This is a genomic window from Pseudarthrobacter sp. TE3704, assembly GCF_056279405.1.
The window spans coordinates 455,366-477,765 of the sequence record NZ_JBWCCJ010000001.1 but is presented as its reverse complement, the minus strand read 5'-3'; the positions used below and the strand labels follow the sequence as shown (position 1 = coordinate 477,765).

19 protein-coding genes are annotated in these 22,400 nt (G+C 65.5%); 16 read left to right on the top strand and 3 right to left on the bottom strand.

Annotated features, from left to right (window positions below; all coding sequences use genetic code 11):
- Positions 1 to 197 precede the first annotated feature (197 nt).
- The 8 genes from ACZ9BC_RS02230 to ACZ9BC_RS02195 all read left to right on the top strand — a co-directional run bounded on the left by ACZ9BC_RS02230 (position 198) and on the right by ACZ9BC_RS02195 (position 8,685).
- On the top strand, positions 198 to 1,376 hold the full coding sequence (locus ACZ9BC_RS02230) for an ABC transporter substrate-binding protein (RefSeq protein WP_476244538.1): 1,179 nt from the start codon (positions 198 to 200) through the stop codon (positions 1,374 to 1,376).
- Between the two features lie 237 nt (positions 1,377 to 1,613).
- Complete coding sequence (locus ACZ9BC_RS02225; RefSeq protein ID WP_079596946.1) at positions 1,614 to 2,633, top strand: VOC family protein; 1,020 nt, start codon at positions 1,614 to 1,616, stop codon at positions 2,631 to 2,633.
- A gap of 6 nt (positions 2,634 to 2,639) precedes the next feature.
- Positions 2,640 to 3,599, top strand: a complete 960-nt coding sequence (locus ACZ9BC_RS02220) for a fumarylacetoacetate hydrolase family protein (protein WP_476244537.1) — start codon at positions 2,640 to 2,642, stop codon at positions 3,597 to 3,599.
- Positions 3,596 to 4,633: a cyclase family protein gene (locus tag ACZ9BC_RS02215; RefSeq protein WP_476244536.1), complete on the top strand. Its 1,038-nt coding sequence runs from the start codon at positions 3,596 to 3,598 to the stop codon at positions 4,631 to 4,633. Before ACZ9BC_RS02220 ends, ACZ9BC_RS02215 begins: the two co-directional genes overlap by 4 nt.
- 63 nt (positions 4,634 to 4,696) lie before the next feature.
- Positions 4,697 to 5,821: an FAD-dependent oxidoreductase gene (locus ACZ9BC_RS02210; RefSeq protein ID WP_476244535.1), complete on the top strand. Its 1,125-nt coding sequence runs from the start codon at positions 4,697 to 4,699 to the stop codon at positions 5,819 to 5,821.
- Complete coding sequence (locus ACZ9BC_RS02205) at positions 5,818 to 6,897, top strand: amidohydrolase family protein (protein WP_476244534.1); 1,080 nt, start codon at positions 5,818 to 5,820, stop codon at positions 6,895 to 6,897. The genes ACZ9BC_RS02210 and ACZ9BC_RS02205 overlap by 4 nt, the downstream gene beginning before the upstream one ends.
- Before the next feature lie 11 nt (positions 6,898 to 6,908).
- On the top strand, positions 6,909 to 7,907 hold the full coding sequence (locus tag ACZ9BC_RS02200; RefSeq protein ID WP_476244533.1) for a fumarylacetoacetate hydrolase family protein: 999 nt from the start codon (positions 6,909 to 6,911) through the stop codon (positions 7,905 to 7,907).
- Position 7,908: 1 nt separating this feature from the next.
- A complete protein-coding gene (locus tag ACZ9BC_RS02195; RefSeq protein WP_476244532.1) occupies positions 7,909 to 8,685 on the top strand; it encodes an SDR family NAD(P)-dependent oxidoreductase in 777 nt (258 codons plus the stop codon).
- Positions 8,686 to 8,774: 89 nt separating this feature from the next.
- Here ACZ9BC_RS02195 and ACZ9BC_RS02190 read toward each other — a convergent pair whose 3' ends face one another.
- The 3 genes from ACZ9BC_RS02190 to ACZ9BC_RS02180 form a co-directional block, all read right to left on the bottom strand.
- The gene (locus ACZ9BC_RS02190) at positions 8,775 to 9,557 is read right to left on the bottom strand and encodes an SDR family NAD(P)-dependent oxidoreductase (RefSeq protein WP_476244531.1); all 783 of its coding nucleotides are present in this window, start codon (positions 9,555 to 9,557) and stop codon (positions 8,775 to 8,777) included.
- Between the two features lie 112 nt (positions 9,558 to 9,669).
- Positions 9,670 to 10,245: a DoxX family protein gene (locus tag ACZ9BC_RS02185; protein WP_476244530.1), complete on the bottom strand. Its 576-nt coding sequence runs from the start codon at positions 10,243 to 10,245 to the stop codon at positions 9,670 to 9,672.
- Between the two features lie 53 nt (positions 10,246 to 10,298).
- A complete protein-coding gene (locus ACZ9BC_RS02180; protein WP_115525631.1) occupies positions 10,299 to 11,267 on the bottom strand; it encodes a LysR family transcriptional regulator in 969 nt (322 codons plus the stop codon).
- Positions 11,268 to 11,489: 222 nt separating this feature from the next.
- Here ACZ9BC_RS02180 and ACZ9BC_RS02175 point away from each other — a divergent pair, with 222 nt between their 5' ends.
- From ACZ9BC_RS02175 to ACZ9BC_RS02140, 8 genes are all read left to right on the top strand, one after another.
- Positions 11,490 to 12,254 (top strand): IclR family transcriptional regulator, encoded by a 765-nt coding sequence (locus ACZ9BC_RS02175; RefSeq protein WP_476244529.1) that lies wholly within the window; start codon positions 11,490 to 11,492, stop codon positions 12,252 to 12,254.
- Between the two features lie 104 nt (positions 12,255 to 12,358).
- A complete protein-coding gene (locus ACZ9BC_RS02170) occupies positions 12,359 to 13,330 on the top strand; it encodes a PDR/VanB family oxidoreductase (protein WP_476244528.1) in 972 nt (323 codons plus the stop codon).
- 25 nt (positions 13,331 to 13,355) lie between these two features.
- Positions 13,356 to 14,561: a cytochrome P450 gene (locus ACZ9BC_RS02165; protein WP_476244527.1), complete on the top strand. Its 1,206-nt coding sequence runs from the start codon at positions 13,356 to 13,358 to the stop codon at positions 14,559 to 14,561.
- Between the two features lie 131 nt (positions 14,562 to 14,692).
- Positions 14,693 to 16,027 (top strand): aromatic acid/H+ symport family MFS transporter, encoded by a 1,335-nt coding sequence (locus ACZ9BC_RS02160; RefSeq protein WP_476244526.1) that lies wholly within the window; start codon positions 14,693 to 14,695, stop codon positions 16,025 to 16,027.
- Between the two features lie 242 nt (positions 16,028 to 16,269).
- The gene (locus ACZ9BC_RS02155) at positions 16,270 to 17,553 is read left to right on the top strand and encodes an MFS transporter (protein ID WP_476244525.1); all 1,284 of its coding nucleotides are present in this window, start codon (positions 16,270 to 16,272) and stop codon (positions 17,551 to 17,553) included.
- A 50-nt stretch (positions 17,554 to 17,603) separates the two neighbouring features.
- Complete coding sequence (locus ACZ9BC_RS02150; protein WP_476244524.1) at positions 17,604 to 18,278, top strand: TetR/AcrR family transcriptional regulator; 675 nt, start codon at positions 17,604 to 17,606, stop codon at positions 18,276 to 18,278.
- A 51-nt stretch (positions 18,279 to 18,329) separates the two neighbouring features.
- Complete coding sequence (locus ACZ9BC_RS02145) at positions 18,330 to 20,618, top strand: alpha-L-rhamnosidase (RefSeq protein ID WP_476244523.1); 2,289 nt, start codon at positions 18,330 to 18,332, stop codon at positions 20,616 to 20,618.
- Positions 20,615 to 22,384, top strand: coding sequence for a glycoside hydrolase family 3 protein (locus tag ACZ9BC_RS02140; protein ID WP_476244522.1), 1,770 nt, complete (start codon positions 20,615 to 20,617; stop codon positions 22,382 to 22,384). The genes ACZ9BC_RS02145 and ACZ9BC_RS02140 overlap by 4 nt, the downstream gene beginning before the upstream one ends.
- The last annotated feature ends 16 nt before the right edge of the window (positions 22,385 to 22,400 follow it).

Sequence of the window (22,400 nt, the reverse complement as noted above, 5' to 3'; positions counted from 1 at the left end):
CCATCTCAACCTTGAGGTCACGGCCACTCATCAGCCAACGGACCGAAAAAAGACGTTCTGCGACGTTTCTTGACGCGCCGCTACGCCGCGTTGAGCGTTCGCGTCGCCCCGTGAACCCCTGCTACACGAATGATTGTGGCGCTGCCGGCCGCTCCGTAATCTCAACTCAGCATCCGCCCCAGCAAAGGAATTTCCCGATGACTACTCCCCAGGACAAGAGTCCGCAGAACCAGGAAAGCTCCACCCGCATCGTTGCCGGCCAGTCGGCACCCAAGCGTCCCCTCGGCCTGAAGATCGGCATCGCCGCCGGCATCCTGGCCCTCATCGGCGGCGGTGCCGCCGTCGCCTCCGCGGTGAACAGCAACAACAGCACAGCGGCAGCGGAGCAGAGCGCACTGGCCGGCAACCCCGCCGCCGAGCTGAAGCTGGGCTACTTCGGCAACGTCACCCACGCCCCGGCCCTGGTGGGCGTCAGCCAGGGCCACATTGCAGAGGAACTTGGCGACACGAAGCTCAGCACGCAGGTGTTCAACGCCGGCCCGGCCGCCATCGAGGCACTGAATGCCGGTGCCATCGACGCCACCTACATCGGCCCGAACCCGGCCATCAACTCCTACGTCAAGAGCGCCGGTGAATCGGTGCACATCATTGCCGGCGCCGCGGCTGGTGGTGCCCAGCTTGTGGTCAAGCCCGAGATCAACTCCCCGGCAGACCTGGCAGGCAAGACCCTCGCCTCCCCCCAGCTGGGCGGCACCCAGGACGTTGCGCTCCGCGCGTGGCTGGCATCCCAGGGCTACAAGACCAATGTGGACGGCAGCGGCGACGTAGCCATCAACCCCACCGAAAACGCTCAGACCCTGAAACTGTTCCAGGATGGAAAGCTCGACGGCGCGTGGCTGCCTGAGCCCTGGGCCTCGCGTCTTGTGCTGACCGCCGGCGCCAAGGTCCTGGTGGACGAAAAGGACCTGTGGGACGGCTCGCTGTCCGGCAAGCCCGGCGAGTTCCCCACCACCATCCTGATCGTGAACCAGAAGTTCGCCGCCGAACACCCGGACACCGTCAAGGCCCTCCTCAAAGGCCATGTGAAGTCGGTCGAGTGGCTGAACAAGGCGGCCGACGGCGAAAAGGCCAGCGTCATCAACGCAGCGCTGAAGGAAGCGGCCGGCGCCGAGCTGAAGGCGGACGTGATCGACCGCTCCCTGAAGAACATCGTGTTCACCGTGGACCCGCTGGCTGGAACCTACGAAAAGCTCCTGGCCGACGGCGTCGCCGCCGGAACCACCAAGCAGGCCGACATCAACGGCATCTTCGACCTCACCGCGCTCAACGGCGTAACGGCTGAGAAGACCTCCGCGGCCGGGCTCGGCAAGGAATAACGCAACGCTCTCTCACCTTTCGCATTATTTTGGCCGGCGCTCTCTCACTTTCCTGAGGAAAGTGAGAGAGCGCCGGCCGTTAAGGCGCATCAGGTGAGAGAGCGTTGGTTTTGAGGTATCAGCGCAACGGATAGTTGCTATTGAAAACTGCCGCTTCTCCAAATATATGAAGTCCCTCACAGTAGTTACAGGACCTGCACCAAACCGACCGCAGCCAGTAACCAGAAGGACTTCAACGTGGAAACTCCCCTCTCCCATCTTGCCCACCTCGAGATCACCACCCCGGACGTCGAAGCCTCGGCACGGTTCTACGAGGAAAAGTTCGGCATGCGCATCATCGACCGCGTGGACGGCAACGTCTACCTGCGCTGCTGGGGCGACTACTACCGCTACAGCCTGGTCATCACGGAAGGACCCGAAGCGTCCCTGGGCCGGATGGCCTGGCGCACCAACTCCCAGGCGGCCCTGGAAGCCGCAGCCGAGCGCATCGAAGCAACCGGCGTGCAGGGAACCTGGACGCCCGGCGGCCACGGCTTCGGCAAGGCTTACGAGTTCACCGGGCCCTACGGCCACCACATGCGCCTCTTCTATGAAGTGGAGAAGTTCGTCGCCGAGCCGGGTTTCGAGTCCACCTACCCGGACCGGCCGGAACGCCGCAGCAGCCACGCCGCCGCACCCCGCTTCCTTGACCACGTCACGGTGGCATCCTCCGATGTCCGCGGCTTCGCCAAGTGGTACAACGAGGCCCTCGGCTTCCGCGTCATGGCCTTCGTTGACCTGGACGAAGCACCCATCACCGTCTTCTCCGTCCTCACCACCAACGAAAAGTCCCACGACCTGGGCGTCGTCCTGGACACCTCCAGCCGCGCCGGACGCGTCAACCACATCGCCTTCTGGGTGGACGCCACCGAGGACCTGCTCCGCACCGCGGACGTCATGATGGAAAACGGCACCCCCATGGAATACGGCCCCTCCATCCACGGCGTGGGCGAGCAGAACTTCCTCTACTTCCGCGACCCGTCCGGCCTGCGCGTCGAACTGAACTCCGGCGGCTACCGCAACTACGTCCCGGACTGGGACGCCAACACCTGGAAGCCGTCGCTGGGCTCCAACAACTTCTACAAGAACGGCGCCATGCCGCACTCCATGACCGAATCCTTCCCGCCGGCCGAGGGTTTCACCGCGACCGAAGAAGGCGCCTCCCCCGAGATGAAGGAAGCCCTCCTGAACCCCTACGCGAAGCAGGGACGGGGCTAGAAAGATATGCCTGAAGCAACATATGCCCTCATCCGGTTCCAGGAAGCCGGTGACAGCAAGGCCCGCGCCGGCCTGCTGGTAGGTGAACGCGTCCTGCCGCTGGACGGGGACATCAACTCCCTGATCGAGCACTGGGACACCACCGAAGCCCAGCTGGACAGCCTCGCCGCCTCCGCCGGCCAGGATGCCGGCCTTGCACTGGCCGACGTCGAAGTCCTTGCCCCGGTAGAACCAGCCCAGGTCCTGCAGACCGGCGCGAACTACCGCAAGCACGTGATCGACCTCGCCGCAGCACACCGCGAACCGGGCGAGGACGAGGAAGAAGTGCGCGCCAAGACGGCGGCCATGATGGACAAGCGGGCAGGCCAGGGCACGCCGTACTTCTTTATAGGGCTCCCGACGGCGATCGCGTCCGCCACGGACGACCTCACCCTGCCTGCCTACTCCAAGTCCCACGACTGGGAGCTGGAACTGGCAGCAGTCATCGGCAGGACCGCGTTCCGCGTCACCCCCGAGGAAGCGCTGGACTACGTCTTCGGCTACACCATGGTCAACGACATCACCACCCGTGAATACGTCTTCCGCAAGGACATGCCGGCCATCGGCTCGGACTGGTACCGCGCCAAAAACGCCCCCGGCTTCCTTCCCACCGGGCCGCTGCTGGTACCGGCCAAGTTCTTCGGCGACCCGCAGGACGTCCAGGTGACACTGAAGCTCAACGGCAAGGCCATGCAGGACGAGTCCACACAGGACATGATCTTCGGCGTCGCCAAGCTCGTCAGCGAAGCCTCCCAGATCATGCCGCTGCGCCCCGGCGACCTGGTGCTCACGGGAAGCCCCGCCGGCAACGGCCAGCACTGGGGCCGGCTGCTGCAGGACGGCGACGTCATGGAAGGCACCATCACCGGACTGGGCACCCAGCTCATCCACTGCAAGGACGAAACCACAACTGAAGGTGTCCAGTGACCACCCAGGACACAGCACCAACCACCGCCACCGGGGAATCCACCGATTCCCCGGTGATCCGGCGTGAAGACCCGCTCGGCAGCATCCGCGCCATGGCCGCGGCCCACAACAACTGGGGCCGCTGGGGCGACGACGACGTCCTGGGGACGCTGAACTTCATCGACGCCGGCAAGCGCCTCGAGGCCGCGGCCCTGGTGAAGTCCGGTGAGGCGTTCTCGCTGTCCCAGCCGTTCGACACCAACGGCCCGCAGAAGGGTTGGCGCCGCCGCACCAACCCCGTCCACACCATGACGGACACCGGGGTGGATGCCGAACGCGGCAACCAGGGCTTCCCGCACGGCTTCGGCGGAGCGGACGACGTGATCGCCATGCCGCTGCAGTGCTCCACGCAGTGGGACGGCCTGGGCCACATCTTCGACCAGGGCAAGGCCTGGAACGGCCGCGCCGCCGGCGACGTAGTGACGTCCGAAGGCGACCTGGTAACGGGAATCGAAACCGCTGCGGCCAAGATCGTCACCCGCGGCGTGCTGCTGGACGTCGGCCGGGCGCTCGGACCGGAATTGGGGAGAAACGACGGCGAACTGCCGGACGGTTTCACCATCACCCCGGAGCATCTGGAGCGCACCATCGCACTGCAGGGCCCAAGCTCTAAGGTGGGCCGGGGCGACATCGTGGTGATCCGCACCGGGCAGTACACCCGGGTCCGCCGCGACGGCTGGGGCGATTACGCCGGCGGTTCCGCCCCCGGCCTGTCGTTCACCACGGCGCCGTGGCTGCACCGCTCCGAAATCGCCGGTATCGCCACGGACACGTGGGGTTTTGAGGTCCGTCCGAACGAGTTTGACGCCGCCTTCCAGCCCCTGCACCAAATCGCCATTCCCAACCTGGGGCTGTTCCTGGGCGAGATGTGGGACCCGGACGGCCTGGCGGAAGCGTGCGCAGCAGACGGCAGGTACGACTTCCTGCTGACCGCGGCCCCGCTGCCCATCACCGGAGCTGTGGGGTCGCCCGTCAACCCGATCGCCGTCCGGTAGCTTTTCAGTTAAAACAGCAACAAAACCACCAGCAGTAACGCCGTCAATACAAAGGAGTCAGCGATGGCAGCAGTACAGAACGTCGGAATCGTCGGGGCCGGAGCCGCCGGACTGACCGCAGCCATCCTCCTGGCCGACGCCGGAATCCGGGTGGAAATCCTCGAGAAGGCGGAAGCACCGCAGACCCTTGGGTCCGGCATCACCCTGCAGGGCAACGCCCTGCGGATCCTCCGCCAGCTCGGCGTCTGGGAGCAGGTCGAGGCGAAGGGCTACGGCTTCAGCACCCTGGGCCTGCGTGCCCCCGACCCGGCCGGCACCGTCATCGCGGTCCTTGAGGACATCCGCACCGGCGGCGACGACCTTCCCGCCACGATGGGCATGTACCGCCCCGACCTCACCGCCATCCTCCGCGAACGGGCAGAGCAGGCGGGCGCCCGGATCAGCTACGGCAAGACGGTCACCGGCATAACGGACGACGGCGGGTCCGTCACCGTGAGCACCGACGACGGCGGCAGCGCCACCTACGACCTCCTCATCGGCGCCGATGGACTGCACTCGGCCGTCCGCAAGGCCATCGGCATCGAGGTTGAACCCCAGCCCACGGGCATGGGAATCTGGCGCGCCTTCGTGGAGCGCCCCGCAGAGGTGGTCCGGACGGACCTGACCTACGGCGGACCCTGCTTCATCGCCGGCTACTGCCCCACCGGCCCTGACACCATCTACGCCTACCTTGTGGAGAAGGCACAGGAGCGCAAGCACGAGGACGGCCCCCGCATTATGGCTGAACTCGCCGCGGCGTACGGCGGCCCCTGGAACGAGATCCGCGCCAACCTGGACCACAGTGCCCGCATCAACTACACCTGGTTCACCACGCACCTGGTTGACGGGCCCTGGAACCGCGGCCGCAGCGTCGTCATCGGCGACGCCGCGCACAGCTGCCCGCCCACGATTGCGCAGGGTGCTGCGATGGCGATGGAGGATGCGGCTGTGCTGGCCGAGCTGCTTATCAGTGCCGACGACGTTACGGAGACGCTCTGGAAAGAGTTCACCGACCGCCGCCTGGACAGGGCAAAGGCAGTTGTTGACGCGTCCGTCCAGTTGGGCCAGTGGATGCTCGACGGCGTCCGGGATGCCAATGTGCCCGGCCTCATGCATTCAATCTCCAGCCTGGTGAAGGAACCCGCATGAGCACGCGCACGCCCGAGTCAGGAACCCCCACCGTTGACGTCCACGCGCATATCCTGCTTCCGGCCCTGCAGCAGCTGGTGGCCGACGGGGACCCCGCGGGCTTCGGCGCCCAGCAGGCTTTGGAGGTGCAGCGCAACGGACCGGAATCGATGGCCGCTTCGGGCCGGATGATCAAGGAGCGCTGGCCGCAGCTGACGGACCTGGACCGCCGGCTCGCGGACATGGATGCCCAGGGTGTGGACGTGCAGCTGGTCTCGCCGTCGCCGTCGCACTTCTACTACTTCGCCGGTGAGGAACTGTCCCTGCAGGTAGCGAAGCAGGCTAACCAGGCCGTGCGGGAGTTCGTTGACCGCGCCCCGGCGCGGCTCAACGGGCTGGGCCTGGTCCCGCTCCAGCACCCCGCCCTGATGGTGGAAGCCCTGGAACACGCGGTGCTGGAGTGCGGACTGCTCGGCGTCGAAATCGGATCGTTCGCCGCCACCCCGGACCATCCGGAACGCAGCACCGTCGAACTCTCCGATCCCCGGCTGGAACCGTTCTGGAGCCGGGCCGAGGAGCTGGGCGCCCTGGTGTTCCTGCACCCGTTCGGCTGCTCGCTGGATGAACGGCTGGACCGCTTCTACCTTGCCAACACCGTGTCCCAGCCCGCGGAGAACGCGGTGGCGCTGTCCCACCTGATCTTCAGCGGCGTCCTGGACCGGCACCCTGAGTTGAAAGTGCTGGCGGCGCACGGCGGCGGCTACCTGCCCACCAAACTTGGCCGCTCCGACCACGCATGGAAGGTCCGGCCCGAGGCACACGCCTGCGCCCAGCCGCCGTCGTCCTATCTGAAGAAGCTGTACTTCGATTCCCTGGTGCACAGCGCCGCGGAACTCCGGGCCTTGGTAGCTGCAGCAGGCCCGGAGCAGGTGCTGCTGGGCTCGGACTACCCGTTCGACATGGGCTCCGACCTTCCCGTGGACGAGGTCCAGGCTGCCGGCCTCCCGTCCGACGGCGAGGCCCAGGTTTTGGGCGGCAACGCACGCACCCTGGGCATCATGGCAGCGGCCGCCCTGACCGCCCGACCCACTGCTTAAGGAACACTCTCATGGTCAAGATCGCACGCTGGAATTACGACGGCGGGACGCAGGCCGGCTTTGTAAACGGCGGACACTGCTACGCGCTGCCCGCCGGCCAGGGCATCCAGACCCTGTTGGACGCCGGGCTGGATGAAACCCTGCGCGTTGCCCGGGAAACCGTAGGTTCCGCCCCTGCCGTTCCGCTGACGGAGGTGCAGATGCTCGCCCCTCTGGTGCCCGCCACCATCCGGGACTTCGTGGCATTCGAGGAACACGTTGAAGGCGTGCGGAAGAGCATCGACGGCGTGGCCGGAGTGGTGCCCGAATGGTACGAGGCGCCCACGTTCTACTTCACCAACCCGCACACGGTGACCGGCACGGGCGAGGTGATCGGTATTCCGGCGGGCTGTGATGACCTGGACTTTGAAACGGAAGTGGCCGCCGTCGTCGGACGCGTCCCCGGGAGCGACGGCAGGAACCTGAGCGCCGCGGAGGCGCACCGGCACATCTTCGGCTACACCATCCTCAACGACTGGTCCGCGCGGGACCTGCAGCGGCGGGAGATGAAGGTCAGCCTCGGACCGTGCAAGGGCAAGGACTTCAGCAATACGCTGGGCCCCTGGATCGTCACCGCGGACGAGTTCGAGGACCGGCACGACGCCGAGGGCTTCCTGCCCATCTCCATGGCTGTCGAAGTCAATGGCGAGCCCATCGGCCAGGACCTGCTGTCCAACATGGGCTGGCCGTTCGCCGAGCTCGTGGCCTACGCCTCGCAGGACTCAGTGGTGCGGCCCGGCGACGTCCTGGGCTCCGGCACCTGCGGCAGCGGCTGCCTCGCCGAGCTGTGGGGACGCAACGGTTCCAAGACTCCCCCGCCCCTGGCAACCGGCGACGTGGTGAGGATGACGGTGGAAGGGATCGGCACCATCGAGAACACGGTGGGCGCCAGGCGCGAGGCCGTGACCCGTGTGGCAGCCCGCCCGAGGCCCCGCAACCGGGTTGCCGCTGCGGCTCCTTCCGGCGTCTAGGGTGGTTTCGCTCCAGCTTGAAGGGCGGACCGTGGTGGTCACCGGCGCAGCCCAGGGGCAGGGCGCGGCGGAAGCACGGCTGCTGGCGGAGGCGGGGGCACGGGTCATCGCCACGGACCTCGCAGCCGACGCCCCGGCCGGGCTGGCGGATGTGTCCCCCGCTTCGGACGGTGAGCTGACATACCGGCAGCTGGACGTCAGTGACGAGGCCGGTTGGTCCGGCCTCGCATCATGGATCCGGTCGCAGGGCTGGCAGGTGGGCGGGCTGGTCAACAATGCCGGGATCACCCAGCGCAGCAGGCTCCTGGATGCCTCTGTGGCGGATCTGCAGAAGGTTTACGACGTGAACGTGGCCGGCAGCCTGTTAGGAATCCAGGCGCTGTCTCCGCTGATGGGCAGCGGCGCATCGATCGTCAATGTGGGCTCGGTCGCCGGGCTGACCGCCCATTATCCGGTGACGTACACCGCGAGCAAGTGGGCACTGCGCGGGCTCTCCCAGGTGGCGGCCATGGAACTCCGGCCTCGCGGGATCCGCGTCAACACCGTCCACCCCGGCTTTATAGAGACCCCCATGACCGCGGGCGCCAAGCCGGAGTTCCGGCAGGCGACCCTGGCGGAGACCCCGCTGGGACGTTCCGGAAGCGTGGAGGAGGTGGCCGGCGTCGTGCTCTTCCTCCTCAGCCCGCTCTCATCCTTCGTGACGGGCGCCGAGATCCCGGTGGACGGCGGCCAGTCAGGCCACGGCGGAGCCAAATCCATCTCCGACGCCCTGCGCTAGCCCCGAATCCCAACTAGGTAGCGCTAAGTGTCGTTCTGCGGGCCCAAAACGACACATCGCGCTACCTGGTTGGGGGCCACCGCAGAAACTTAGCCGGGCAGCACGGCCGACCAGCCGCCGTCGACCATTAGGTTTGCGCCGGTCACATACGAGGCCTCATCCGATGCCAGGAACAGCGCGCAGTTGGCGACTTCTTCCGGCGCCCCGATCCGCCCCAGCGGGATGCTCCCCGCAATGGTCCGCATGGGGTGGTCCGCTGCCAGCAGGTTGCCCTCGGTGGCCGCGGTGCGGATCATGCCCGGGCTGACGGCGTTGACGCGCAGTCCATGCGGAGCGCCCTCGGCCGCGAGCTGTTTGGTCATGGCCACCACGGCGCCCTTTGTGGCGGTGTGGGCCAGCCGGCCGTTGGTCATGGACCCGGTGACTCCCACAGTCGATCCCACCAGCACAATGGCCGGGTTCGGCGCCTTGATGAGCTGCGGCCAGAAATACTTCACCGGCAGGAACACCACATCCATCTCGTGCTCCACGTTCCATTTCCAGTCGGCAAAAGTGAGCTGATCCACCGGGGCAAACCGCGTGAGGGCGGCGTTGGCGTACAGGATGTGGACCTGGCCATGCGTAGCGGCGACACCCGCAGCCCACGCCGCCACGGCTGCCTCGTCCGTGAGATCGACCCGGCTGCTGCTCATCCGGCCCCCGGCGTCGGTGACCGCCGCAACCGTGGCCGCGGCGCCGTCGTCGTCCATGTCGCAGCCCACCACGAAGGCCCCCTCCGACGCGAAGGCGAGCGCGGCGGCCCTGCCCTGGCCGCTGGCCGTTCCGGTGATGACGGCGGTCTTGCCGGTCAGACGTGGGCTGGAAGCGGGCATGGGCGATCCTTCCGAAAGCGTGTTTCCTCGACTTTCGCAGGGATGGGCCGGAAGGGAAACGGCGTCTTGGATCTAGGTGGTATCCGCCGCGTGGATACTCATTGGGACAGGTTCAGCCCTCTTCTGTGGTGATGACCGCAGGAGTGTCTGCGGCCGGAGCCGCAGCGTCCGCGGCGAGGGCTTTGCGCCGCCGGGAAACCTGGATGGCGATGGCGGTGGGGATGGCGGCCAAAGCGGTGATCCGCATCCAGGGCCGGTCCAGGACATGGCCGGTGAGCGCATCCAGCGAGTAGAGTCCGGAGCCTCCAATAGTAAAGGCCGCTGCTGCCAGGCCCAGCACGGCCGGGTACTCGAGGCCGCCCTCCTGGGCGAAGAAACCGTTCGGGGCGTGGACGCTGGCTGCGACGCCCATGGTGGTTGCGGCAGCGGCACCGGCGGCAGGGGTGGCCAAACCCAGGGCCAAGGCGAGTCCCGCTCCTGCTTCACCGACACCAGCGAGGACGGCGCTGGGTTTTGCCGGGCGGAACCCCATGGCGTGCATGCCCTTGCTGGTGCCTTCAACGCCTCCCCCGCCGAACCAGCCGAAAAGTTTTTGGGATCCGTGCGCGATGAGCACCCCTCCGAGACCAACGCGGAACAGGGTCTGCGCGGCGGCCGCCGCCTCAGCGCTGGTGGTTACATTGCTCATAACAGTCCTCCTGGGTTGTTTGAGTCGCTGCACGGCTCGGTGTGGGCACGATTCTACGTCTGCGCTGCCTCCCGCGCCTGGACAGTCACGGGGTGGGCGGTAACGGGAAAGAGTTCGTGGAGCCGGGCGCAGGAGCGCTGGACCACGGACCGCAGCCACACGCTCGCCGGATCCTCCGCCTGGGACGGGTGCCAATACATGGCCTCCACCAGGGAAGCTTCGGTGCCTTCCGAGAACTCCAGCACAACGATGTCCGCGCCGCGCTGGGCCCGGGCCGCCAGCATCCGCGGGACCATGGCCACCAGGTCCGTCCCTTCGACCAGGAGCGGCAGGGACAGGAACCCGGCCACCACGGCAGCGACGCGGCGCTGGATGCCCCGCGACTCGAACAGCTTGTCTGCCGGGGTGCTGATTCCCTCGCCGAAATAGCCGACGGCGTGGGGAACCGAGGCCAGGTCCTCCAGCGTCAGCCGGGGCTGCTGGAGCAGGGGATTGCCGGCGTCGGCAATGGCCACGAAGCTGTCCCGGAACACCTGCTTGCTGGCACCCTGCATGTGGTACCCGGTGGGCCCCACCAGCAGGTCGATCTTCGAATAGTCGGCCATCTGGCCCTGGATCCCGGAACCGGCGGTGGGCACGAAGTCCACTGACACGCCCGGGGCTTCCTGGCGCAGGATGCCGCGCAGCGGACCCACGATCAGCGCCGCCGCATAATCCGAGGCGGCGATGACGAACTCCCGCTCACTGGAGGCGGGGTCGAAGCCGGACCGCACGCGCGTGGCCCGCTGGATGTGAAGCATGGCTTCATCAACCAGCGGGACCAGGGACTGCGCAAAGGGCGTGAGGTCGTAGGTGCGGCCGTTCCGCACCAGGAGTTCGTCGTCGAAGTGGCGCCGGAGCCGGGCCATCGCAGCGCTGGTGGCCGGCTGGCTGAGCTGGAGCCGCTCCGCTGCCCGGGAGATGTTCCGCAGTTCAAGCAGGACCTGCAGGTGGGGCAACAGGTTCAGGTCCAGGTTCTTCACGCTCATAGCGTAGCCACTAATGACGCGGAGGCTTGCAGCATGCGGTCCTGATTCCAGCTCCTACGTTGCGGACGCTGCCGCCCTCGGATCTAACTTCACTATCGGCCTTGCGGATCATCTTGTGAGAAAGCAACTCAGGTACGCGCGCTTCATCTACCTGGAATCCATGGCGCATATAGCCGACCCCCGAAGCGGGGTTGCGGCGCAGTTAAGCTTGAGGACATGGCACGCACCCAGGCGGGAGAATCGGTGCTCTCCCGTGCTGTCCGCATCGTGGAGGCTTTTGGCCCGGGTGATACGTCTTTGACGGTCACCGAAATAGCCCGGCGGTCCGGGCTTCATATCGCCACCGCTTCACGCCTGGTGGAAGAACTGGCCAGTTTCGGCTGGTTGCAGAGAGACGAAAAACGAAAAGTGCGGATTGGGGTCCGGATGTGGGAAGTGGTCTCCCGGGCATCACCCACTCTCAGCCTCAAAGAAGCTGCGATGCCCGTCATGGAAGACCTGCACGCCATCGTTGGACAGCACACACAGCTGGGGGTTATGGAAGGCGATGACGTTCTGTTCGTGGAGCGACTGACCGTTCCCGGGTCAGTCGTCAACTACACCCGGGTTGCCGGCAGGCTGCCCCTGCACGCCTCGTCTTCCGGCCTGCTGCTCCTGGCGTACTCTCCGCCGGCCCAGCAGGAACGGATCATCGCCCAACCCCTGGACGTTTTCACGGATCAGACCATCAGCACCCCCGCACAGCTGAGGGCTGCCCTCGCCGAAGTCCGCCGCCAGGGGTACGCGTTCCTCGCAGGCCATCTCCACCCCGATGCCACAGGAATCGCGGTGCCGGTCCGCGATCCTGCCGGCACAGTTGTGGCCGCCCTCGGGATTGTGGTGCCCAACGATGCCACCGCACGCTCCCGCATCGCCGTTCTTCAAGCCGCATCACGGGCCGTTTCCAGGGCCATGGAGTATCCGGCTCCACCACTCACCTAGACGGCAAAGACTTTTGCACTCTCAACCAATGAGAGCTATATGGTGACGGCCACCACGCGCAGGCCACCCTTTGTGAGGAGAACACAACGAGCAAAGGAGCCGCGATGTTCACCGGAGAAAATTCCGCTGCCGGGAGGCCAGAGGTCAAGCTGACCGTGACGGCGAAGACCAGGGTCGCGCACGATGTGGTGGCCCTGACACTGGCCCGCCCCGACGGGCGACGGCTGCCCGACTGGACGCCCGGATCACATGTCGATCTCGTCCTGCCGTCCGGTATCAGCCGCCAGTACTCACTCTGCGGAGACCGGTGGGATGCCCACAGCTACCGGATCGCAGTTCTGCATGAACGGGCGGGACGGGGAGGATCGGCGTACATCCATGAACGGCTCGGCGAAGGATCGATGGTCGCCCTTGGCGGTCCGCGGAACAACTTCCCGCTCGTTCCGTCCGAAAAGTACCTCTTCATCGCCGGCGGCATCGGCATCACCCCCGTGCTGCCGATGATCCAGCAAGCAGACATGCTCGGCGCGGACTGGAAGCTGCTGTACCTGGGCCGGTCACGAAACTCAATGGCGTTTCTCAATGAACTAGCGCCCTACGGCGACCGTGTCCGGGTGATGCCCAAGGATGAATCCGGACTATGCCGGATCGAGGAACTCATCGGCGGTGCCGCCAAGGACACCAAGGTCTACGCCTGCGGCCCGCAGAGGCTGCTCACCGCCGTCGAACACCACTGCGCAGACTGGCCAACCGGCCTCCTGCGCCTGGAACATTTCGCCCCCAAGGCACAAGGCCGGCCCGCACGGGACACGCCCTTCGAAGTGGAACTCGCCCGCAGCGGACTGTCCGTAACAGTTTCGCCCGACCTGAGTGTCCTCGATGCGCTGCGAAACGCGGGGGTACCCGTCCTGACATCCTGCCGCGAGGGAACCTGCGGAACCTGCGAAGTCACAGTCCTGGCGGGGGAACCCGACCACCGTGACTCACTTCTTGGGGATGCTGACCGGGCAACAGGCCACTGCATGTTTCCCTGCGTCTCACGTTCCCGCAGCGACCGCCTCGTTCTTGACCTCTAACCCTGCTTCCTGAAGAAGGACCACCATGACCGCGCAAGCCATCACCTCAGCCCCCGTCAGCGACGTCGACCCATTCAGCTACGACGGACTCGAAGATCCCCTCCCATTCCAGGCGGACCTCCGTGAGGCCGGGCCTGTTGTCTACCTGGAAAAATACGACGTTTACGCAATGGGCCGCTACGCGGAAGTCCATGCGGCCCTGATGGACTGGCAGACCTTCCAATCGGCCGCCGGAGTCGGTCTGAGCAACTTCCGCCACGAAAAGCCCTGGCGGCCGCCGAGTTTGCTGCTGGAAGCCGACCCGCCCCACCACGACGCACCGCGGGCGGTGCTCACCAAGATCCTGGGGCCCCGCGAACTCCGCCGGCTGGCTGATTCCTGGGCCGCCGACGCAGAAGAGCTGGTGGACGGCCTGCTGGCCAAAGGTACCCACTTCGACGCCGTCACCGAACTCGCCGCCGTGTTCCCCCTCAGGGTATTTCCCGATGCTGTCGGCATACCCCGGGAGGGACGGGAAAGCCTCCTGCCCTACGGCGACCACGCCTTCAACGCCTTCGGCCCACCCAACGAACTCGTTTCCAAGGGAGCACCACGCGTCGCCGAGCTTTCGGCCTCCATTGCCGCCCAGTGCGCCCGTGACGTGTTGACCCCGGACGGATTCGGTGCGCAGATCTGGGCCGCGGCCGACAGAGGGGACATCACCGAAGCCCAGGCGCCCCTGATCGTCCGGTCACTGCTCACTGCCGGAGTCGATACCACCGTCAACGGCCTTGCCGCAGTCCTTTACGCCTTCGCCACCAACGCGGGCCAGTGGGCCCGCCTGCGCGAAAACCCTGCCCTCGCGCGCACCGCCTTCGATGAGGCAGTGCGGTTCGAATCACCAGTGCAGACGTTCTTCCGAACCACCACCTGCGACATCGAAGTGGGCGGAACCCTTATCCCCGAAGGGAGGAAGATCCTGATGTTCCTCGGCTCCGCCAACCGCGACCCGCGCCGCTGGCACAACCCGGATGTCTTCGACCTAGGCCGGGACCCTTCCGGCCACGTCGGCTTCGGCTTCGGCATCCACCAATGCGTCGGTCAGCACGTCGCGCGGCTGGAAGCATCAACAATCCTCAACGCCCTGGCCAAGCGCATCGCTTCCCTTGAAATCACCGGCCCAACCCGCCGGCACCACAACAACACGTTGCGGGCATGGGAATCCTTGCCCGTCCGGGTCGAACTGGCCTAACCCGGGAACCACGGCGGCATCACCACGAAAACCCATCAGCCGCGATTCACCCAAAAGTAAAAACGCTATCCCATGACGGCAGCCTTCCGGCGGCCGCCTATCCAAGTGCACCCATTTACAAGGACGTAAACATGGACATACTCAATGAAGTTCGCACATCCCCGATGAGCCGGCTCCAGATCCGCGCCGTTGCCGTTGCCATCGCGCTGATGCTGATTGACGGCATGGACGTTGCCGTTGCAGCCTACGCCGCACCGGCCCTCTCCAGGAGCTGGAGCCTGGACCCCATCACCCTGGGATTCCTGCTCAGCTCGGGCCTGGTGGGCATGGCAGCGGGCTCACTGTTCCTGACACCCATTTCAGACAAGATCGGGCGGCGCCGCATGATGCTCGTGGCCTTGGTCCTGGTCAGCGCCGGCATGGTCCTGTCGGTCTTCGCAGCCGACGTCATGCAACTGATGGTGTTCCGCGTGCTCGCCGGACTGGGGATTGGAGGCATGATCGCGAACCTGAACGTGTACGTCTCCGAATACTCTTCGGACAAACGCCGGGGAAGCATTTTTGGACTCTACACCGCCGGCTTCGCCATCGGAGCTACCCTGGGCGGGTTCATCGCAGGTCCGCTCATCCCGGAGTTCGGCTGGCGCTCGGTGTTCGTCGTCGGCGCGGCCGCCAGCATACTGATGCTCGCCGTCACTTGGCGATTCCTTCCGGAATCGCTGGACTATCTCATCAGCAAGCGTCCCCGTAACGCCTTGCCCCAACTAAACTCCATCCTCGCGCAGATGCAGCGGCCGGCCCTGAGCGAACATCCGGAACTGCTTGAAAACCAACAGACACAGCAGGGCATCAGAAACCTCCTCACCGGACGAATGGCCGGCCAGACCGTCCTCCTCTGGCTGGGTTATGGCCTCATGATCGCGGCCTACTACTTCGCCAGCACCTGGACCCCCAAACTCATCGCCACCTCCTCCGGGAACGACAGCCTGGGCGTGACGATGGGCCTGATAGTGAACTTCGGTGGCATCATCGGCTGCTTTATCTTCAGCATCCTGGCCGTCTTCCTGCGCAGCCGCCATTTGTTGCTCGGTTCGCTGCTGGCCTCAGCACTGATCTACGTCATCTTCGGGATGGCGTTCAGCCAGACTCCCGTGGCCATCGTCCTCGGCGCCGTCCTCGGCCTGGTGACTTCAGCGAACGTAGCCGGTTTCTATGCCACCACACCGGTACTGTTCCCCGCGTCGCTGCGCGGCACAGGAATAGGTTGGATGATCGGCATCGGACGGCTCGCCTCGATCATCGCCCCCATCATGGTGGGCTACCTCCTCGCCGGCGGCTGGAAGGCCGAAAACATCTTTATGCTCTTCGGCGTCCCCTTGATCGTGTCCGCCTTGTCCATGACCGCCGTGTGGTCACTGGCCGCAACAAAGCCGTCTATGGACCCCGCCCTGGCCAGGGTGTCCTAAACAGCAAAGGCAACTACAACAGCGGGAAGCTGGCAAGGGCGGCTCGGGCGGCCCTTGCCAGCTTCCACGCAATCGCGATCCGCCCGGGTTGAGTCCCCAAGCAACGTGCCACTGGTTACAGCCTTTTTCAAAACCACCTTGTGGGATGGTTTTTAAGTTGCTACGCTCAGGATTGCAGGATCGAAACGATTCAAATTCTCCTGCTCCCCCGCTGCGTTATGCGATTCAAAGGAGAGTCCCCCATGAGTACCCTCGACCAAAAGGCCGTCAGCCGCCACGGGTGGCGTGTCGCGTTTGCCTCGGGCCTTGCCTCCTACGTGGACGCGGGAGCCATCGCCGGAACCGGAACCGCCCTGGTGATCCTGCAGGGTTCCCTCGGCCTGACGCCTGCCCAGATAGGCCAGCTCTCGGCCCTGCTGACGATCATGATTGCCGTTGGAGCGCTGGTGGGCGGCCGCCTCGGCGACAGGTTTGGCCGCCGCCGGGTCTTCCTGGTGACGTTGAGCGTCTTTATTGTGGCCGCTTTGGCCCTTATGCTCGCGCCCAGCATTGCACTGCTCTACATTGGCCTGGCGGTGCTCGGACTCGCAGCCGGTGCGGACCTGCCGGTATCAATGGCGATGATCGCCGAATCAGCTCCTGAGGATAAGCGCGGGAAGATGGTGACTTTCACCCACGTGTTGTGGATGGCAGGCATTCTGGGCGTCATCATCATCAGCATCTTCTTCGGCAACGCCGGGGTACTGGGCGCCCAGATCATCTACGGCCACCTGGCTGCTGTCGCACTGATTGCCGTTGCGCTGCGCTGGGGCCTCCCGGAGTCCCGTCTTTGGAAGGAATCGCAGAACAGTCCCGCTGATGACGAGCGCGTGGACCTGCGTTCGCTGCGCGCCCTCTTCTCCCCGAAGCTCTTCGCCCCGCTGGCTGCCACGGGCCTTTTTTACGCCCTGGTCAACATCGCCGCCAACACCAACGGCCAGTTCTCCACTTATCTCTTCGTGAACGTCGCCGGAGTGGATGTGGCCACCGCCTCCATGCTGGGACTTGGCATCCTGTTCCTCAGTGTGGCGGGGCTCTTCGTCATGATGCGGATTGTGGATGGCTCAAGGCGCCACCGTACCTTTGTCTTCGCAGCCATCCTTGCCCTGGTGGGACTGGCGGTCCCGCTGGTATTCGGCGTCACCGCCATCACCCTGGTGGTCATGGGGGTATTCGGGGCGCTCGGCGGCGCCGTTGCCGGTGAGCCCATGTACAAAATCTGGTCACAGGAACTTTTCCCCACAACCCACCGAAGCACCGCCCAGGGCATCACCATCGCCTTCGCCCGGCTCGTTGCCGCCGGCGCAGCGCTCGTCACTCCCCTGATCATCGCGGCCGGCCCGGCGCTGCTGTTCCTGTTCCTGATCGTTACCTCCGGCGCGGCATACCTCACGGGCATTTTCTGGATCTTCCGGATGCGCACATTCTTGAAGGACGACGGCGGCATGGTCACCGCCGGAACCGCCCGCCAGAACGTCGCGGGATAACCGGAAGACCGTTGCCCCCTCAAGGAAGCCGACGCCGGGAAGGCTAAGTTATGACGATGCAGACAGAGGCAAGCAAAGCTCCCGCCGAACGTTCCAAACGCGTCCGCCGGACAGGCCCCTACAAGGCAGCGGATGCACGGCGCGGGGCGATTCTTGAGGCCGCCATCGAGCACTTCTCCCAATGGGGCTACTTCAATTCCTCCATTCCCAAGATTGCCGCGGACGTCGGGCTGACGAAGGCCGGCCTGATCCACCACTTCGGCAGCAAGGAGGAACTCCTCTCTGCTGTCCTTGAACTGCGCGACCAGAGGGCGGTCGAGGCCTTCTTCGCAGAAGACTTCCTGGACGACCCCGTCCGGTACTTCCGGCAGATAGCGGCCCAGACAGCCTTCAACGAGGGTCAGCCCGGGCTCACGCAAATGTTCACCGTCCTGGCAGCCGAATCATCGAACGAAGAGCATCCCGCGCACGAGTACTTCCAGCGCCGCTACGCCAACATCGTGGACCTCTCGTCGGGAATCCTCGGCAACATGGTCGCTGCCGGGACGCTTATCCCGGGAACTGACGTCCGCCAGGTGGCCAGTGAGATTCTCGCTGTTGTGGACGGCTTCACCATCCAGTGGACCCTGGCCAAACCGTCCACCTCACTGCACGACACGGTTTACGCCTACCTCGACAGGCTCGCAAAGTCGATAACAACTGACAGCCGCGGACTTGCCGGCTAAGCCGCGCCGACTGCCCGGCGAAAACCCCTGCCTACGTACGGAAAGAAGCACATGACAGCACTACCCTGGTCCGCGGCAATGATCGCGCCCGACAAGGACTTCGACGGCGCCCCTCTGCTCCGGAAGACATTCTCACTCGCGGACGGCCACGGAGCCCCGGTGACGGCCACCCTCCGGGCAACCTCCTTCGGCGTCTTTGAAGCCTTCCTCAACGGCCAGCGGGTAGGGGATGACGTACTGAGCCCGGGCTGGAGCTCGTACGAATGGCGGCTGCGTTACCTCACTTATGACGTGACAGGACTGCTGCAGCCCGTCAATACTCTCGGCGCCGCCTTGGGCAACGGCTGGCACCGCGGCAACCTGTCCTGGAACGGCAATTCAGGGTTTTACGGCAAAGAGCTTGGCTTCTTCGGACAGCTGGACATCAAGTTCGCGGACGGCTTCGTCCAGACCGTCAGCACCGATTCGTCGTGGGTATCCGGTCCTTCGGCAACAACAGCGAACGACATCTACAACGGGCAAACCATCGACGCCCGCCGCGCCGGTACCCAATGGGCAAGCCCCAGCTACGACGCCAGGTCCTGGGCGGGAGTCCATGCTCTCGAGTTCGACACGTCACGATTGGTAGAGCCGGTCGGCCCGCCCGTTGTCCGGAACGACGTGGTTAAACCCGTCAGTATCCTGACATCACCCAGTGGAAAGACCATCGTGGATTTTGGCCAGAACCTGGTCGGCTGGCTCCGCTTCACCGTGCAGGGACAACCCGGGGATTTCATTACCCTTCGCCATGCAGAAGTCCTGGAGGACGGCGAACTTGGCGTCCGGCCGCTGCGCACCGCGCAGGCCACCGACACCCTGGTCCTTTCCGGCGGGCAGGACTTTTTTGAACCCAGCTTCACTTTCCACGGCTTCCGCTATGCGGAGGTGACCGGCTGGCCCGGCGACCTGACAGCGGACGCCCTGGAGGCCGTCGTCGTCCATTCCGCCCTGGAACGCACCGGATACTTCGAGTGCTCCAGCGAGCCGGTCAACCAGCTGCACCGGAACATCGTCTGGGGCCTGAAAGGCAACTTCCTGGACCTGCCCACCGACTGCCCGCAGCGCAACGAACGCCTGGGCTGGACCGGTGACATCTCCGTCTTCGCGCCCACTGCCGCCTACCTGTATGACGTCAAGGACTTCCTGCAGGACTGGCTCCAGGACCTGGCTGCCGAGCAAAAAGCCGCCAATGGACTGGTGCCCTTCACCGTGCCGGACATCCTCAAATACGAGGAACACCCGAAGGAATTTCCCGCCCCCGAATCCACCGCGCTGTGGAGCGAGGCCGCGGTCTGGGTTCCATGGGCGCTCTGGGAAGCCTACGGCGAGAAGGACGTGCTGGCACGGCAATACGAATCAATGGCACAACACACCCGGCGCGTCGAGGGCCTGCTCTCGGAAACCGGGTTGTGGGACCAGGGCTTCCAGTTCGGTGACTGGCTGGACCCCGACGCCGACCCCGACCAGCCGTGGAATTCAAAGGCTGACAACGGCGTGGTGGCCACCGCATGCCTTTACCGCACCGCACGCATCACAGCCCAGACCGCCTCACTTCTGGGGCACGACGGTGATGCCCGCCATTTCGCGGACCTCGCCGAAAGCGTCCGCGCCGCGTATAACACCCACTACGTCGGCCCGGACGGGACCATCCTGAGCGACTGCACCACCGTCTACGCCCTGGCGCTTGCCTTCGATGTCCTCGGCACCGAGGAGAAGCGGGCTTTTGCCGGGAACCGCCTGGCCGAGCTTGTCGAGAAGAACGGCTACCGGGTGTCCACCGGATTTGCCGGCACTCCCTTCATCACCTGGGCGCTCTCGGAGTCCGGCCACATCGAGGACGCCTACCGTTTGCTCCTCGAGGAGCAGTGCCCGTCGTGGCTCTATCCGGTAACGATGGGAGCCACAACGGTCTGGGAACGCTGGGACTCGATGCTGCCCGACGGGACCATCAACCCAGGTGAAATGACGAGCTTCAACCACTACGCCCTGGGTGCCGTGGCGGACTGGCTCCACAAGGTTGTCGGCGGCATCCGCCCTATCGAACCCGGCTATGCCAAGGTCCTTTTCGCACCCCGGCCCGGACCGGGAATCGACTGGGCCAAAACGTCCCTTGCCACTCCTCGCGGCACCGTGGCAAGCGAATGGCACCTGGCTCCGGAGGGGGAGCTGATACTCACCGTCACGGTACCGGACGGCGTCACTGCCGACGTCGACCTTCCGTCCGCCCCCCGGCAAAGCGTCGGGGCGGGCACCCACACGTTCACAACAACAGGCCTGGCCCTGGCAGGAGAATCAGCATGACGCACACGGCCCTCGAACCCGCGTACCTGGACGCCGGCCGGCCGATTGCCGAGCGCGTGGTCGACCTGCTGGGACGTATGACCCTGGAAGAAAAGGCCGGACAGATGTTCCACGCCATCTCCTTTGGCGGGGCGGACGTGGACCCGGAAACGCAACGCCTGATTGCCGACGGGCAAATGAGTCACTTCAATGTGCACCAGCTGGCTGATGCCCGGGGCGCAGCACGCTGGCACAACCGGATGCAGGAGCTGGCGTCCCGGACCCGGCTTGGGATCCCCGTCACGGTGTCCACCGACCCCCGGCATGCCTTTGCGGAAAACCAGGGTGCGTCATTTGCCGCCGGCTTCTTCTCCGCCTGGCCTGAGCCCATCGGCATGGCCGCGCTTGGTGACCCCGAAACTGTCCGGCAGTTCGCTGACACCGCCCGGCAGGAGTACCTCGCCGTTGGCCTCCGGGCGGCACTGCACCCCACGGTGGACCTCGCCACGGAACCCCGGTGGGCCCGCCAGTACAGCGGCTTCGGGCAGGACCCGGAGCTGACAGGAAAGCTGGCCGCGGCCTACCTCGAAGGGCTCCAGGGCAAAACAGTCGGCAGCCAGAGTGTCGCGTGCATGACCAAGCACTTCCCCGGAGGCGGGCCACAGAAAGACGGCGAAGACCCCCACTTCCCGTACGGCCGGGAGCAGGAGTACCCGGGCGGCGGGTTCGAGGACCACCTGCTGCCCTTCCGGGACGCCATTGCGGCCGGGACCAGCGCCATCATGCCGTACTACGGCATGCCCGTGGGGCTCAGCCGCAACGGTGAATCCATCGAGGAAGTGGGCTTCGGGTTCAACCGGCAGGTCATTACCGGGCTGCTGCGCGGGGAACTGGGTTATGACGGTGTGGTGTGCACCGACTGGGGCCTCCTCCATGATTCTCATGTTTTTGGCCTGAACCTGCCGGCCAGGGCCTGGGGTGTGGAGCACCTCTCCGTCGAGGAGCGCATGATCAAGGTCATAGAGGCAGGCTGCGACCAGTTCGGCGGGGAATCCTGTCCCGAAATCCTTGCAGGGCTCGTTACGACAGGCCGCATCTCAATGGAGCGCATCGACGAGTCCGTCCGGCGCCTGCTGCGGGTGAAGTTCGAGCTTGGGCTCTTCGAGAACCGCTATGTGGACGAGGACGCCGCAGTGGCGCTGGTGGGTAACGCGCAGTTCCGGGAGCAGGGCCTCAAGGCCCAAAGCCGGTCCGTGGTGGTCCTCAAAACCTCCGCAGGCATCCTTCCCCTCCAGCCCTCCACCCGCGTGTACGTGGAGGGCATGCCGGCCGACAGTATCCGGCACTGCGCCTCCGTTGCCGCGACCCCGGACGAGGCAGACCTCGCCGTCGTCCGCCTGGACGCTCCTTTTGAGCCCCGAAATGATCTGTTCCTCGAGGCCATGTTCCACGCAGGGAGCCTCGAATTCGATGACGAGGTCGTGGAGCATCTCAAGGAGTTGGCAGCCCAGGTTCCTGTTGTGCTCGTCGTGAACCTGGACCGTCCGGCCATCCTCACGCCGCTGGAACCGCACTGCTCCGCCGTGCTGGCCACCTTTGGAGTGTCGGACGAAGCCCTCACCAGGGTCCTGGCGGGAACCGAAACGCCGGAAGGCCGGTTGCCGTTCGAATTGCCGCGCTCAACCGAAGCGGTGCTCCAGGGGCACAGCGATGTCCCGGGCGGTACCCGGGACCCGCTGTACGCCTACGGCCACGGCTTGGAAAGCCTGACCCAAGCGACGATCTGAGAGCACGTACGTGGCC

Excerpts from the sequence above, each read along its gene's own strand:
- ACZ9BC_RS02230 (WP_476244538.1), top strand. The coding sequence starts at position 198 with ATGACTACTCCCCAGGACAAGAGTCCGCAGAACCAGGAAAGCTCCACC.
- ACZ9BC_RS02220 (WP_476244537.1), top strand. The coding sequence starts at position 2,640 with ATGCCTGAAGCAACATATGCCCTCATCCGGTTCCAGGAAGCCGGTGAC.
- ACZ9BC_RS02210 (WP_476244535.1), top strand. The coding sequence starts at position 4,697 with ATGGCAGCAGTACAGAACGTCGGAATCGTCGGGGCCGGAGCCGCCGGA.
- ACZ9BC_RS02205 (WP_476244534.1), top strand. The coding sequence starts at position 5,818 with ATGAGCACGCGCACGCCCGAGTCAGGAACCCCCACCGTTGACGTCCAC.
- ACZ9BC_RS02200 (WP_476244533.1), top strand. The coding sequence starts at position 6,909 with ATGGTCAAGATCGCACGCTGGAATTACGACGGCGGGACGCAGGCCGGC.
- ACZ9BC_RS02190 (WP_476244531.1), bottom strand. The coding sequence starts at position 9,557 with ATGCCCGCTTCCAGCCCACGTCTGACCGGCAAGACCGCCGTCATCACC.
- ACZ9BC_RS02185 (WP_476244530.1), bottom strand. The coding sequence starts at position 10,245 with ATGAGCAATGTAACCACCAGCGCTGAGGCGGCGGCCGCCGCGCAGACC.
- ACZ9BC_RS02175 (WP_476244529.1), top strand. The coding sequence starts at position 11,490 with ATGGCACGCACCCAGGCGGGAGAATCGGTGCTCTCCCGTGCTGTCCGC.
- ACZ9BC_RS02170 (WP_476244528.1), top strand. The coding sequence starts at position 12,359 with ATGTTCACCGGAGAAAATTCCGCTGCCGGGAGGCCAGAGGTCAAGCTG.
- ACZ9BC_RS02165 (WP_476244527.1), top strand. The coding sequence starts at position 13,356 with ATGACCGCGCAAGCCATCACCTCAGCCCCCGTCAGCGACGTCGACCCA.
- ACZ9BC_RS02160 (WP_476244526.1), top strand. The coding sequence starts at position 14,693 with ATGGACATACTCAATGAAGTTCGCACATCCCCGATGAGCCGGCTCCAG.
- ACZ9BC_RS02155 (WP_476244525.1), top strand. The coding sequence starts at position 16,270 with ATGAGTACCCTCGACCAAAAGGCCGTCAGCCGCCACGGGTGGCGTGTC.
- ACZ9BC_RS02150 (WP_476244524.1), top strand. The coding sequence starts at position 17,604 with ATGACGATGCAGACAGAGGCAAGCAAAGCTCCCGCCGAACGTTCCAAA.
- ACZ9BC_RS02145 (WP_476244523.1), top strand. The coding sequence starts at position 18,330 with ATGACAGCACTACCCTGGTCCGCGGCAATGATCGCGCCCGACAAGGAC.
- ACZ9BC_RS02140 (WP_476244522.1), top strand. The coding sequence starts at position 20,615 with ATGACGCACACGGCCCTCGAACCCGCGTACCTGGACGCCGGCCGGCCG.